At 52.0% G+C, this 13,031-nt stretch carries 19 protein-coding genes; 16 read left to right on the top strand and 3 right to left on the bottom strand.

Annotated elements, in window-relative coordinates; genetic code table 11:
- Window positions 1-139: 139 nt before the first annotated feature.
- From P3X23_RS01000 to P3X23_RS00960, 9 genes are all read left to right on the top strand, one after another.
- A complete protein-coding gene (locus tag P3X23_RS01000) occupies window positions 140-994 on the top strand; it encodes an energy-coupling factor ABC transporter ATP-binding protein (protein ID WP_300872233.1) in 855 nt (284 codons plus the stop codon).
- 130 nt (window positions 995-1,124) lie between these two features.
- Window positions 1,125-1,487, top strand: coding sequence for a response regulator (locus tag P3X23_RS00995; RefSeq protein WP_300872232.1), 363 nt, complete (start codon window positions 1,125-1,127; stop codon window positions 1,485-1,487).
- Window positions 1,488-1,887: 400 nt separating this feature from the next.
- The gene (glyA, locus tag P3X23_RS00990) at window positions 1,888-3,165 is read left to right on the top strand and encodes a serine hydroxymethyltransferase (RefSeq protein ID WP_300872231.1); all 1,278 of its coding nucleotides are present in this window, start codon (window positions 1,888-1,890) and stop codon (window positions 3,163-3,165) included.
- Between the two features lie 28 nt (window positions 3,166-3,193).
- Window positions 3,194-4,240 (top strand): glycosyltransferase family 4 protein, encoded by a 1,047-nt coding sequence (locus P3X23_RS00985; RefSeq protein ID WP_300872230.1) that lies wholly within the window; start codon window positions 3,194-3,196, stop codon window positions 4,238-4,240.
- 4 nt (window positions 4,241-4,244) lie between these two features.
- Window positions 4,245-5,495, top strand: coding sequence for a competence/damage-inducible protein A (locus P3X23_RS00980; RefSeq protein ID WP_367186460.1), 1,251 nt, complete (start codon window positions 4,245-4,247; stop codon window positions 5,493-5,495).
- A complete protein-coding gene (locus tag P3X23_RS00975; protein WP_300872228.1) occupies window positions 5,492-5,920 on the top strand; it encodes a hypothetical protein in 429 nt (142 codons plus the stop codon). Before P3X23_RS00980 ends, P3X23_RS00975 begins: the two co-directional genes overlap by 4 nt.
- A 13-nt stretch (window positions 5,921-5,933) precedes the next feature.
- Window positions 5,934-6,896 carry a glycosyltransferase family 9 protein gene (locus P3X23_RS00970; RefSeq protein WP_300872226.1) on the top strand — a complete coding sequence of 321 codons (963 nt, stop codon included), beginning with the start codon at window positions 5,934-5,936 and terminating at the stop codon, window positions 6,894-6,896.
- Complete coding sequence (locus tag P3X23_RS00965) at window positions 6,889-7,479, top strand: HAD family hydrolase (protein WP_300872224.1); 591 nt, start codon at window positions 6,889-6,891, stop codon at window positions 7,477-7,479. Before P3X23_RS00970 ends, P3X23_RS00965 begins: the two co-directional genes overlap by 8 nt.
- 2 nt (window positions 7,480-7,481) lie before the next feature.
- Window positions 7,482-8,000, top strand: coding sequence for a hypothetical protein (locus tag P3X23_RS00960; protein ID WP_300872222.1), 519 nt, complete (start codon window positions 7,482-7,484; stop codon window positions 7,998-8,000).
- On the opposite strand, the gene P3X23_RS00955 is transcribed toward P3X23_RS00960, so the two are convergent.
- Window positions 7,971-8,666, bottom strand: a complete 696-nt coding sequence (locus P3X23_RS00955) for a Crp/Fnr family transcriptional regulator (protein ID WP_300872241.1) — start codon at window positions 8,664-8,666, stop codon at window positions 7,971-7,973. The two genes, P3X23_RS00960 and P3X23_RS00955, sit on opposite strands and share 30 nt — an antisense overlap.
- Window positions 8,667-8,797: 131 nt before the next feature.
- Between P3X23_RS00955 and P3X23_RS00950 the strand changes: the two genes are divergently transcribed.
- The 4 genes from P3X23_RS00950 to P3X23_RS00935 all read left to right on the top strand — a co-directional run bounded on the left by P3X23_RS00950 (window position 8,798) and on the right by P3X23_RS00935 (window position 10,385).
- Complete coding sequence (locus P3X23_RS00950; protein WP_300872220.1) at window positions 8,798-8,971, top strand: hypothetical protein; 174 nt, start codon at window positions 8,798-8,800, stop codon at window positions 8,969-8,971.
- Between the two features lie 362 nt (window positions 8,972-9,333).
- A complete protein-coding gene (locus P3X23_RS00945) occupies window positions 9,334-9,543 on the top strand; it encodes a DUF2997 domain-containing protein (RefSeq protein WP_300872240.1) in 210 nt (69 codons plus the stop codon).
- Window positions 9,544-9,563: 20 nt separating this feature from the next.
- On the top strand, window positions 9,564-9,950 hold the full coding sequence (locus tag P3X23_RS00940; protein WP_300872217.1) for a DUF1257 domain-containing protein: 387 nt from the start codon (window positions 9,564-9,566) through the stop codon (window positions 9,948-9,950).
- Between the two features lie 24 nt (window positions 9,951-9,974).
- The gene (locus P3X23_RS00935) at window positions 9,975-10,385 is read left to right on the top strand and encodes a ferredoxin (RefSeq protein ID WP_300872215.1); all 411 of its coding nucleotides are present in this window, start codon (window positions 9,975-9,977) and stop codon (window positions 10,383-10,385) included.
- Here the strand turns inward: P3X23_RS00935 and P3X23_RS00930 are convergent.
- Complete coding sequence (locus P3X23_RS00930; RefSeq protein ID WP_300872213.1) at window positions 10,372-10,803, bottom strand: NfeD family protein; 432 nt, start codon at window positions 10,801-10,803, stop codon at window positions 10,372-10,374. The two genes, P3X23_RS00935 and P3X23_RS00930, sit on opposite strands and share 14 nt — an antisense overlap.
- Before the next feature lie 204 nt (window positions 10,804-11,007).
- Between P3X23_RS00930 and P3X23_RS00925 the strand changes: the two genes are divergently transcribed.
- Genes P3X23_RS00925 through P3X23_RS00915 form a run of 3 tightly spaced genes read left to right on the top strand, consistent with a single transcriptional unit; the run spans window position 11,008 to window position 12,724 of the window.
- Entirely contained in the window at window positions 11,008-11,184 is a 177-nt protein-coding gene (locus tag P3X23_RS00925; RefSeq protein ID WP_300872211.1) for a hypothetical protein, read from the top strand.
- A 39-nt stretch (window positions 11,185-11,223) separates the two neighbouring features.
- Complete coding sequence (locus tag P3X23_RS00920; RefSeq protein ID WP_300872209.1) at window positions 11,224-11,988, top strand: EI24 domain-containing protein; 765 nt, start codon at window positions 11,224-11,226, stop codon at window positions 11,986-11,988.
- Window positions 11,969-12,724 (top strand): DUF429 domain-containing protein, encoded by a 756-nt coding sequence (locus P3X23_RS00915; protein WP_300872206.1) that lies wholly within the window; start codon window positions 11,969-11,971, stop codon window positions 12,722-12,724. Before P3X23_RS00920 ends, P3X23_RS00915 begins: the two co-directional genes overlap by 20 nt.
- Here P3X23_RS00915 and P3X23_RS00910 read toward each other — a convergent pair.
- Window positions 12,721-13,020 carry a DUF6825 family protein gene (locus P3X23_RS00910; protein ID WP_300872203.1) on the bottom strand — a complete coding sequence of 100 codons (300 nt, stop codon included), beginning with the start codon at window positions 13,018-13,020 and terminating at the stop codon, window positions 12,721-12,723. The genes P3X23_RS00915 and P3X23_RS00910 overlap by 4 nt on opposite strands.
- Window positions 13,021-13,031: the final 11 nt, after the last annotated feature.

Below are 13,031 nucleotides of genomic sequence, written 5' to 3'. Positions count from 1 at the left end.
ATCGGTGTCAACCGCCCTTTGCAATCCCATCGCTGCAAGGTCTTTACAGATACGCCAAGCAGCTTTGCCGGTGCTGATAGTGTTTTTTACAATGCTATCATACACTATCGTACCCGATTGTCAGTATTAGTGTCAGTATTTGTCTGCCCCTCTACTTGAATTTCGTCAGGTTGGCTTTCGCTATCCCAATACAACTACCCCGGTGCTGCAGGACTGCTCCTTTACCCTAGAGGCGGGACAGAAGGTTGCCCTTTTGGGTCTCAATGGCTCAGGCAAATCCACGCTGTTTTATCTAGCGGCTGCCCTCTATCGGCGCGATCGCGGTGAAATTTACTGGCAAGGGCAACGGCTCATCTATCAACCTGACCAACTGCGGCAGTGGCGTCAACGTATTGGTTTAACCTTCCAAGACCCCGAACAGCAACTGGTGGCAGCGACAGTGGCGGAGGACATCTCCTATGGTCTGTACAATTTGGACTTACCCACCGCAGAAATTGAAGCCCGCTTATACCAAACATTGCAAGACTTTGATTTACTGGATCTCGCCAATCGCCCCTTGCATCACCTCAGTTTGGGACAAAAACGGCGGGTGGCCTTGGCTGGAGTCATGGCTTTAGCACCGACGCTATTACTGCTCGATGAACCCACCACCTATCTTGACTATCAGCAGCGGCAGCAACTGGTGCAAGCCCTAGAGCATATTCACCGGCGGGGAACCACAATTGTCATTGCCACCCATGATCTTGATTTTGCCTATGGCTGGGCAGACTGGATCATGGTGCTCGTCAATGGTCAAGTCACCGTGAGCGATCGCGCTTCCCACGTCTTTGAACAATGGCCTACCCTTGCTCCTCATCTGGGAAGTCCCATTCTCCTAGACCTTTGGCACCAATTTCCCGCTGGTTGGCGACAAAACTGGCCATTACCCCGAACCGCCGCCGCCCTTGCCCAAATCTGGCAAAAAGGCTTCCAAATACCACCGAACACCGATTAAGAGCGCATTAACGGGGTTTGGAAAAATGCTCAAAAGTGGGTATTCTAGAGACTGGGTAGTTTAGACAAAGTGCCCAAGACAACAATCCTATTGTTTAACTAACCCATTGCGGCATCGGGGAAAACTTTATATGGCCACAATTATGATTGTTGATGACAGCCCTACCCTGCGGGCAATGATTGTTGAACTGATGAAAGAGCAACGTTATGACGTTGTTGAAGCCGAGGATGGTATTGAGGCTCAGGAAAAGATCAAAGCTCAATGCCCAGATTTGGTGATTCTAGACGTAGTGATGCCGCGGATGAATGGCTATGAACTTTGCCGTTGGATTAAAGGTGAAGCCGCTTCCCAAAACGTGCCCGTGATCATGTGCACGACCAAAGGTGAAGAATTTGATATTCACTGGGGCAAAAAACAGGGAGTAGATGCCTATATTACTAAACCCTTTGATCCAGCAGAACTGGTGGCCACCGTCAAGCAACTGCTGGGATAACAGTGACATACTCCCGGCCTTCACGCTGCGCGTAGAGGGCGGGCTTCTCCAGTCTTTTGACCTTCGCGTTTTACAGTGAGCCGATGCCCTAGGCTCACTTGTTTGATAGGCACTCCAGAGTTCACGTCTTGCGGCATAGGTACCAGCGGGTTTGACCTTCGCGACCGATCACCTAGCTCCCCCAGCGTCAGCAAAACTGTCTGAAGTCTGTCTTTGGTGGCAGACTGCGGCTGAACAAGTGCTATGGATTGCCAGTGGTGGGGCGGTCGCAGCGGTACATTGAGCAGCAAGATTTCCCTTCGGGAGAGCGCGGGGCTTCCCGCCGATGAGCTAACCAAGGCTCAGGCGGCGATACGCGATAAGATAGTAGAGCAGTTCATCTCTTTCCATTGACAATAAAATGACCCCTATTGATTGGCTTGCGCAAACGGATCCCTTGGTTGCTGAAATGGTACAGCGGGAAGTCCAACGGCAGCAGCAACACCTTGAACTGATTGCCAGCGAAAACTTTACTTCTCCTGCGGTGATGGCGGCTCAAGGCACAGTTCTCACCAACAAATATGCCGAGGGATTGCCCGGCAAACGCTATTATGGTGGCTGCGAATTTGTGGATGAAGTAGAGCAATTGGCCATTGATCGCGCCAAGGAACTCTTTGGTGCTGCCCACGCCAACGTTCAGCCCCACTCCGGTGCCCAAGCCAATTTTGCTGTCTTTTTAGCATTGCTAAATCCGGGCGATACGATCCTGGGCATGGACTTGTCCCACGGCGGCCATCTCACCCATGGTTCTCCCGTCAACGTTTCCGGCAAATGGTTTAACGTGGTTCACTACGGTGTTCACCCTGAAACGGAACGCCTCGATATGGATCAGGTGCGCGATTTAGCGCGGCAGCATCGTCCCAAGCTCATCATCTGCGGTTATTCTGCCTATCCTCGGCTGATTCCCTTTGCCGAGTTTCGCCAAATTGCCGATGAAGTGGGGGCTTACTTAATGGCTGATATTGCCCACATTGCTGGTTTGGTTGCCACTGGTCACCATCCTAATCCCGTGCCCATTTGTGACGTGGTCACCACCACCACCCACAAAACTCTGCGCGGCCCCCGCGGCGGCCTAATTCTCACCCGTGATGAAGAGTTGGGCAAAAAGTTTGATAAAGCTGTCTTTCCCGGTAGCCAAGGCGGGCCTTTGGAACACGTGATTGCTGCTAAAGCTGTGGCCTTCGGTGAAGCCCTCAAGCCAGAATTCAAAGCCTACGCCGGTCAAGTCATCCGCAATGCTCAAGCCCTAGCGGCGGGTCTGCAGGCACGCCAACTGCGTCTTGTTTCCGGGGGAACCGATAACCACTTGATGCTCATTGACCTGCGATCGGTGAACCTGACGGGTAAAGAAGCCGATCGCCTGATGGGGGAAATCAATATTACCACTAACAAAAATACAATTCCCTTTGATCCAGCCTCTCCCTTTGTTACCAGTGGTCTGCGGTTAGGAACACCTGCGTTGACAACCCGCGGCTTTACTGAAACTGAGTTCAGGGAAATCGCCGAAATTATTAGCGATCGCCTACAGGCTCCCACAGATGAGGCCATCAAAAATCGCTGCCGTGAGCGGGTGGCAGCTCTCTGCACCAAATTCCCCCTTTATCCTCACTTGCAATCGCCGCAACCAGTGCTAGCTTGAAGGGGAATCTTGCCACTTTCTTGAGCAGATGCTGTACCACCTGATTGCCTTTCTTGCTGCCATTGCCGTTGTCCTTTTGGTCACCCCCATTGTCAATGACCTTGGACATAAAGCTGGGTTTGTTGATCAACCCAATGAGCGCAAGATTCACACTCGCCCGATGGTGCGCCTCGGAGGCGTCTCTATCTTTCTAGGTAATCTGGTGGCACTACTCATTGTCTGGAATGCGGGCGGATTTGGTGTCCTCCCCCAGCCAGCGGAGTATGAAATTTGGGGCGTTACCCTAGGGGGGGTGGCCTTTTTCCTCATTGGCTTAGCGGATGATCTCCTCACTTTACCGGCGCTCCTACGTCTTGTCCTACAATTTCTGGTGGCAGGTATTGTCTGGGCGGTGGGCGTGAAAATTCGTATTATCACCGTGCCCTTTATGGGTATTGTTGACTTAGGTTGGCTCAGTTTACCCCTGACCACCGTCTGGCTGGTGGGGATTGCCAATGCCATTAACTTCATTGATGGTGTGGATGGTCTAGCAGCAGGGGTGTCCGGTATTGCTGCGTCTGCAATGTTTTTTGTCTGTATACTCATGGGGGAGCCAGAGGCAGGACTTTTGGCTGCAGCTCTCGCAGGGGGTGCACTGGGCTTTTTGCGCTATAACTTTAATCCTGCCCAAATTTTCATGGGGGATGGGGGTGCCTACTTCATGGGGTTTACCCTTGCAGGATTGGGGGTCATTGGTCTGGTTAAAGCCTATACAGCGGTGGCTATTCTAGTGCCTCTATTGATTCTGGCAGTGCCGATTGTGGATACATCGACCGTTGTTTTTAACCGCCTCCTGAAGGGGCAATCTCCCTTTGCTCCTGATAAGAGACACTTACACCATCGCTTGCTCAAAGCGGGGCTGTCACAGCGGGTGACGGTGCTGTTTATTTATTGCTTGACGCTGTGGGTGGGCAGTCTAGCCTTGGCCTTAGCGGGCTTGCCGGGGGGATGGGGCTATGCGGTGGCGGCATCCCTTTTAATGGGTTTTGTTTCATGGTATGTCTGGCAGCGGGTGCGCAGCAGCGAAAATGACTGAAACAATGAGTGCAGAAATTATTTGCGTGGGCACGGAATTGCTCCTAGGGGAGATTCTCAACAGTAATGCCCAGTTTTTGGCGCAACAACTGGCGAGCTTGGGCATCCCCCACTATTACCAAACTGTGGTTGGCGACAATCCCACGCGAATTAAAAAAGTCGTGGCCATTGCCTGCGATCGCGCCCGCCTATTGATTTTTACTGGGGGTCTTGGCCCTACTCCCGATGATCTTACCACCGAAACCCTAGCGGATTTTTTTCAAGCCCCCCTAGAAGAGCGTCCGGAAATTATTGCTGACCTAGAACGCAAGTATGCCCATCGCGGCGGCTTCAGTCCCAGTAATCGCAAGCAAGCCCTCTTGCCGGTGGGGGCACAGATTCTTCCAAATCCCCTAGGGACGGCCCCCGGCATGATTTGGCAGCCACGCACGGGTCTCATCATTCTCACCTTTCCCGGTGTTCCGGCTGAAATGAAGCAGATGTGGCAAGAAACAGCGGTGCCCTTTTTGCGCTCCCAAGGCTGGGGAAAAGAGGTGATTTACAGCCGTGTGCTGCGTTTCTGGGGTATTCCAGAATCAGTGCTTGCCGAAAAAGTAGCCGCCTACATTGCCCGTGAGCATCCGACGGTGGCTCCCTATGCCGGCAATGGCGAAACCCGCCTCCGCATTACCGTACGTGCCAAAGATGAAGCGGAAGCTCAACAACTAATTCAGCCTATCGAAGCCGAGATTCGGCAAATTGTTGGTTTAGACTGCTATGGTGTCGATGAGGATACCCTCGCCAGTGCTGTTGCCCGCCTTCTCCAAGAGCGACACCAAACAGTGGCCGTAGCAGAGTCCTGTACCGGCGGTGGCCTTGGGGAAATGCTGACCCGCTTGGCGGGGAGTTCTCTCTACTTCAAAGGGGGCGTCATTGCCTATGCCAATGAAGTTAAGGTGAATTTATTGGGAGTGAGTCCTCAAGATCTAGAGCAAGAGGGTGCTGTGAGTGCTGTGGTCGCCGCCCAGATGGCTCTAGGGGTCAAGAGGCGTTTGGCTAGTGATTGGGGTGTAAGTATTACGGGCATTGCAGGTCCAGGGGGAGCGACGCTGACTAAACCCGTGGGACTCGTCTATATTGGCGTGGCATTGCCCAATGGTGAGGTCATTACCCGTGAATTTCGCATCAGCGGTCAAAGGGGACGGGATTGGGTGCGGCATCTCAGTGCTATGAATGCCCTCGATGTATTGCGGCGGCAGTTATTGGTGAATCCATGAATCACGGTTTGCTCTGGTTACCCCTATTGGCCGTTTTTATCCTGCTGGCATGGTTGGGCTGGGTCGAGTACCGCAAGCTAGAACACTATCGCCAGTGGGCACAGCAATTTGAAGCTAGTAAGTACGATATTGCTGCTGTCCTCGGTCAACAGGGCGATCGCCTGACTTGGGGACGCCCCACCCCCCAGGGAATTGTTCATTTGCAAACCTGTGAGCTATCGGCAATTCAGACTCTCTGGGTCGAGGCCGGAGGCCAGCGGGTTGAGACAGAAAACGCTCGTTGTCAGGGAACCATTTGTCTCGTGCTGCAAACCCCCACGGGAAATTGCCATCGCATTCCCTTTACAGAACTTCCCTTAGCATTGGCGTGGCGCGATCGCCTACAATCAAAACTTGCGGGTAAAATTGACAGCAAGTTTGCATAGGTTCTCAACTTCTATGAAACATATCGTGGCGCTAGTGCCCGGTGGTATCGGTGATCAAATTCTTTTTTTTCCCACCCTTGACGATCTCAAAGCCCATTTTCCCCAAGTTCGGTTAGATGTAGTCGCTGAACCCCGCGCCGTTGCGGCCTACCAACTCAGTAGCAGTGTCCACCAAGTCATTCCCTTTGACTTTAAAAACCGCAACGCCCTTGCTGACTGGGCAAACTTCATTGGTACGCTCCGCGAGGGCGAGTATGACGCCATTCTTTCCTTAGGGCGGAGTAAAGCCGTGCGCTTCTTGCTTTGGCTGACGGGGATTCCCAAGCGGGTTGGCTTTGCTAAATTCAATCCCTTGGGGTTTCTCACCGATGCTGTGCCAGTCAACCTCAATCAGTACGCCGCTGCCACCTACCACGACTTACTCAAAGCCTTTGGCATCACTACCCCCTGTCCTTTGCCCAAGGTCGGCATTGCTGAGGTGGATCAACAGTGGGCAACGGCAGAGCGGCACCGCCTAGGGATGACTGGGAGGTATCGCCTTTTGCACGGTGGCTCCAGTCAGATGGCACTCACCAAAGGGATGAACAAAATTTACCCCCCCGCCGCTTGGGTTGAGGTGATCCAGACACTGCAACAACAGGAGCCGCATTTGCCTTTTATCGTGGTCTGTGGGCCTGAGGATCAAGCGTGGGTGGAAGCTCTCACTCAAGCCCTACCCAACATTCAGATTAGCCGCCCACCCGATCTGCGAAAGCTAGCTGCCCTCATGCAACAGGCACAACAAATCCTCTGTACGGATAGTGGTCCAATGCACATTGGCGTGGCAGTGGGTACTCCCCTGGTGGCGCTCTTTGGCCCTACCGATCCCGCGAAACTCTTGCCTGCTGATCCGCGTTTTCGTGCTGTCAAGTCTGCCACAGGCAACATGGCCGATATTCCAGTTGCAGCGGTGATTGAGGCAGCGCGCCATGGCTAGACCGGCTGTTTTCCTTGATCGCGACGGCGTGCTGAACCAAGAGGTGGGCTATATTCACCGCCTTGAGGACTTGCAGCTCATCCCCGGTGCGGCTCAAGCAGTGCGACGACTCAATGACGCCGGCTGGTTTTGCTGCTTAGCCTCCAACCAATCAGGTCCAGCGCGGGATTATTACAGCATTGATCATGTCCATGCCCTACACCAAAGGCTCCAGGAGTTACTGGCTGCAAGTGCCAGTGCCGTGTTGGATGCAGTTTATTTCTGCCCCGATCTCAGTCGCCCTGAAGGGGGAGTTGTGGCTGACTACGCAGGCTGGACAACATGGCGTAAACCCAATACAGGTATGCTGGTAGCAGCGGCTTGGGATCACAATTTGGATTTAAGCCGCAGTGTGATGGTGGGAGATAAGGCCACTGATATTGATCTGGCGCGAAATGCTGGCTGTTATGGCATTTTGGTACAGACGGGCTTTGGCGATCGCGTTCTTGAGGGGAGCTACCAACACACCAGTCAACCCGATTACATTGCAGAGGATTTAGCCGCTGCCGTAGAGTGGATTTGTACTCACCTTGTGCCCCGTTAGGGATGACTTCATCGCCAAACGATACCAAGTTTCCCCTAGCCTTACTCTTCCTTGTGGTGTTGGGCTACGTACTCGTAGGATGGTATCTGTCCGCCTATCCTTGGATGTGGTCAGCCTATGCCTGTTTTTTTGCAGCTATTCTGACAGTATTTATCGTAGGTGGTACCTCTAGTCTGTTGCGCTCCAAACAGAATAATCCCAAGGGTATTTTCACCACCTTAATTCTGCGGATGGGTACCCCTAGTCTTTTTACCGTCTTAGTGCTGAGTACCGCCGTTACCCTTGCGATTATTGCCTTTCAGATCTTTAGTGTGATTGCCATTCTTATTAGCACCGAAACCCTTGTGCGTATTGAAATGAAAGCCGCCGGCTACCAGAACTGGCAGATTATGCTAGTGCTGATTCCAATGGCGATTTTAGGGGTATTTATTGGCTGGAGTATTGGGCACTACTTACCTTCTTCTCTAGACGGAGCATCATTGCTGTTGGGGCTAAAGCAACAAACTTTCCAAGGCGCGTAGATTCGTGATGCACAGGCTCTCTTGATTGCGGCGAATAATGCCCTTGCGCTCCAGTTTCCCCAAAACCCGTGTCACCGTTTCCCGCGCCATGCCACTGAGACTACTTAATTCACGGTGGGGTAGATTGGGAATTTCTAGACCATCGGCTCCCTGTCGCCCCTGACCATCCGCTAAAAACAGCAGAATATCCGCCACCCGTGACGTACTATCGGATTCCCGTAACCGCAGCCGCCGATTTAGTTGTCGTAGCCGCCGAGCCATCAACTTAGCAAGGCGTATGCCAGCTTGGGGTTCGGTATTGACCAGATTGACAAAATCCGCTGCAGGCATATTGGCCACCACCGTTGGCGTTAGGGTAATTACATCCGTTGAACGGGGCACTTCCTCCAAGGGCGCCATTTCCCCAAACAGTTCTCCTGGGCCAAGAATATTCAAGGTGACTTCTTTGCCATCTATGTTGTAGGTGCGAATTTTGACCCAGCCACTAAGGATGAAGTAAACCGATGTTCCCCAGTCATTTTCCAGCAAGATCACTTGGTTGGCAGGATGTTGCCGCGTCACCACATGGGCAAGTGCCTTTTCCACCACTGCCTGCGGTAAATCGCGAAAAAAGGGCGTATTTTGCAAAGATAGTTCAGGTGCAGGAGAACTACGCCGTTCTTGCATAGAGGTCAAGACCGAGAGCGCGAAAAAATAGGTCGTCAGGCGTTGCAGGGAAACCGACACCTGTGATCTTACCATTGCTATCCATAATCACAATCAATGTATCGGTAACCTTAAACTTAGCAAACACTCCCTTGATTAACGATATTGCCATTACTTCCGTCGCTCAAATGCTCTTTGTAAGCGCCTACCCACTTAGAAATATTTCAGAAACATTGCTTTGCGCCCCTGTCATTTTTTGGGCGGAAACTCTTTTTGCAGTTGTGGATGTCGATGCTCCACGCTCAGTCAAAGTGATTGCCAAATAGGCAGCAGTTTAGAGTTTTTGCATCCACTTGTGCGCAAGATGCCGGCCTGCAGGCTGGGGAGGATGTCAAACAGTCTTTTCTAGAAGGATTGAGAGTGGCCAATAGCGATCGCCCTAAGGCCACTGTTTGGTTCAGTCAAGCAATGTAAATATCTCTTATCAATTCTTGATGCAGACTTGACTCTATAGATAACTGCTCCTTGAGTTTTCCCAGCTTGCGGGGGAAACTGCTGTGGAGTGTAAAGTTTATTAAAGACCTTGACTCCTTTGGTTAGCCTTCGTCACAATGAGTTCCATAGGTTAAGACTTGAATTTTATCCTCGTGAGCGGTTTGTAATAACTGCGAGTGAGTAGGTTGTGCCAATGCTAGAAACCCTTGAATTTGTGATTTATCCCGATGGCCGCGTCATTGAAACAGTGACAGGCATTGCTGGGAGATCTTGTGCTGAGGTGACTGCTGCCATTGAAGCACAACTGGGGTGTGTCATTAGCCAACAGCCCACTGCAGAATACTACGCTTCCCAAGAGGAAGAAAATCAATTGGTTGTTCAATCTGTCCCCTCCCAGTGGTAGTCGTTGAGGATTGTTGATCCATGTCACACTTCAGCCAAATCAAAACCCAAATTCGGAGTTTACCCGCCCTAGAAGCTGCCCTGACAGACTTGGGGTTACCATGGCACTCTGGTTGCCAAGAAGTGCGTGGGTTTCGCGGTCAAACCCAAACGGCTCAAGTCGTTATTCCTCAACAAAATGGCTACGACATTGGCTTTCGCTGGAATGGCACTGAGTATGAACTAGTGGCCGATCTCGAGTTTTGGCAACAGGCGTGGTCAGTGGATTGCTTTTTGAATAAAGTTACTCAGCGCTATGCCTACCATGCAGTGCTGCAATCTGCCACGGAACAGGGCTTTCAAGTCCAGACCACAGAGCAGCAGGCCGATGGCAGTGTCAAGCTGGTGCTGCAACGCTGGCGTTCCTAGCCGCTTGAGAGAATGGATAGACCCATGGGTCAGCCCCTTGGTTTAGAACCAGAACTTGGCGGTCAACTGCGCCAAAGTGCACCTCGCAGTGGCTATGAACCGGAACTGGGGGGAACTCATCGCCAACACGGTGTCTATGTAGATGAAATTACCTGTATTGGCTGCAAGCACTGTGCCCATGTAGCGCGAAATACATTTTACATAGAGCCGAGCTACGGGCGATCGCGGGTGATGCGCCAAGATGGCGATCCGATTGAACTAATTCAAGAAGCCATTGATACCTGTCCCGTTGATTGTATCCACTGGGTGGATTACACGGAATTAAAACGGCTTGAGAAAGAACGCCTTGAGCAAGTGGTTCCTCCTGCCGGTTTTCCCATTGATCTGGCGACCACTTACCGCAAAAAACGACGATTGGTGCCTAGTACTGAATAACATCCTCGGGCATCACAATCAGCGTTGTGCCCTGACGACCAACGATAATTACGCGCTGATGCTCTGGAATAGCCAAACGGGGGTCGTGACAGCGTGCTTGCCAGGAAATCCCCTCATAAAGCACTCGTCCAGTTTCGCCGGCGGGAATTTTCGTGAGTGTTTCTCCCTCGGCCGTTTCCCTCAGAACTGGTGGGACTCGTTTGGGCTGGTACCGCCGCAAGAGGAAGACCACTGCTACTGATAACCCTATCCAAAGGACAATTTGCGCTGAAAAGCTAGGAATCAGAGGGGAGAGAAAAGCCACGATCAAGGCACTGAGTCCAGCCGTCGCTTCCATAAAGGCTGTTGGCAGGATAAGCTCCATTACAAAAAGAATGACGCCAACAATTAACCAAATCCAAAAGGGAGACAGGGGCATTGCTCTTATCACCCAAGACGGTTACTTCAAAGATAGCTTAAACTCCCTTTCTACAGAGAGTGAATTTACCTGTTTTAATGGGTTTTGGTTTTATTCCTGCGCAAAGAACTGTACTGGAACTTATAAAAACCACCCTGCGTCAGGGGAGCTAGCACTCAAAAGAGACTGCTCCAATTCTGGATGAATTCAATGAGGCAAACAACAATGACGGATCTATTGATCTCCCTGCTGGTGGGACTTCTCACCCTTGGCCTGTTGACAAGTTGGCTATGGCGACCAACGGCAACCCCTATTTCTCGTGCTGAACAGGCCAATACGCCCGATTTTGTTGCTGATGCGCCTCCCCCGGATGATGAGGGTACGCCACCCCGTCGGGGATAGGCTAGGATTCTCCTAGGGACTTTTAAAAACAATACTTTAGTGATTAAGCAGCTTTGGTTAGCAGGGCAACTATTTCAAGCGGGTTTCTTGGCCTTTGGTCGTGGCCTTTTCTTTATTGCCCGCTATCACCTTTGGGGCTATCTGCTGCTACCGGCCTTTTTGAGTCTGGTGCTAGGGATTATACTCCTCATTACTGCTTTCTGGGCTGTTCAGGTCGTTGGTGATCATTGGTCTGTTGCTGGGGAATGGCGGTGGCTCTACCAAGGGTTCATTGATGTGTTGGCAACCCTGATTGCCATCTTTTTGGCCTTGATTAGCTACCAAACGCTGATTCCCCTTGTGGTGATTCCTTTTCTGGGGGCGTTGCTCAATCGGGTTGAAAAAATTACGGTAGGACAAACCATTGAAGTGGGGTGGCGGCGTGATCTCTTAAACGCTATTATGGGTGGATGGTTTGCACTGCGAGATGCAGTTTTGCAAGTGCTCTTCCTACTGCTCTCGTTTCTTACAGGTCCCCTGCAACCCGTTGTGATGGCGATCGCCAGCAGCTATTTCTTGGGGCGAGGAAGTTTTGATTACCTCCTTGAGAAACACAGTACCTCTTTCAGGGAGCGTAGACTCTTAACCCGTGCCTATAGGCCACAAATCTATGGCCTTGGTTTGGCGCAGTTTTTGGGGCTGTTGATCCCCTTGCTGGGGTTAGTGTTGGTACCGCCAGTGGGGGTTGTGGCTGCAGCTTTACTGATTCAAGATCATCCACCGCAAGACCAGTTGATGGCAGTCAATGCGGTTTCTCGGCGTTGATTTAGCGTGGAAGGGAGGAGCCTCAGGGTACTGCTGTTTGCAGTGGCAGGGACAAGATTTAGGGGTGGTCGCTCTCGATCGCTCCCGTGATACGGATGAACTTCTGGCATGGATTGATCGCGATGCACCCTCTGCGCAAGTGGCAATGGTGGCGGTGGATGCCCCCCTAATGATTCCCAATCCAAGGGGAATGCGTACCTGCGATCGCCAGTCCCATCAAGTCCTTGGCCGTTATCACGCCGGCTGTTATCCGGCAAATCAGCAATCCCCCTTTGCAAGCCACACGACGGGTTTTAGTGAAGCCTTGAGTCAACGGGGGTTTCGCCATGCCCCTACCCTCACTCCTCAAGAACTAGGGCGCTTCCAAATTGAAGTCTTTCCTCATGCGACGGCGATCGCCCTCTTCCAACTGGATCGAATCATCAAATACAAAAAAGGCCGCCTTGTAGAGCGAGCCAAAGGGTTAGCGCGGCTGAGGGAGTTAATGGCTACCCATCTTCCCCACCGTGAGCCGCGTTTAGCCCTGCAACTACCCACTGAAATCCCCACCACCGGCCGAGAACTCAAAGCCCTAGAGGATCAACTGGATGCAGTTCTCTGTGCCTATACGGCAGCCTATTGGTGGTACTGGGGGCGCGATCGCCACTGGGTGCTGGGCAGTGACTCCTTTTCACCAGAGCCAGCCCCAACCGACGCCTACCTAAAGACAGGGTATATCGTTATTCCCCGGTGCTAACTTTCACGATTGCGGTAGCGTTGCAGTTCCGTGCGCAGAGCGGCAATTTCAGCACGCAAATCATCAATCAGCGCTTGCCAATCCACCCCCTGCTCCCGTCGAGGTACCACTGTTTCTGCCTCTTGACGGGCACGAGCTTGTACCTCTTCCATGAACTGATGGAGCCGCTGCTGTTGTTCGGCATCAAATCGCCCCAGCTGACTCAGGAATTCCACAAATAGATGCTGCGCCTGATCCCGTAGGAGGGTTGCTGTGGCTCGACCAAGGAAAAAGGCATCCAGCGGCGATTGACTCATAGGAGTGTCAT

It is taken from the genome of Thermosynechococcus sp. Uc (assembly GCF_029335995.1).
Taxonomy (GTDB): Bacteria; Cyanobacteriota; Cyanobacteriia; order Thermosynechococcales; family Thermosynechococcaceae; genus Thermosynechococcus.
The sequence above is the reverse complement of the archived record's forward strand: the minus strand, read 5'-3'. Positions and strand labels throughout refer to the sequence as shown.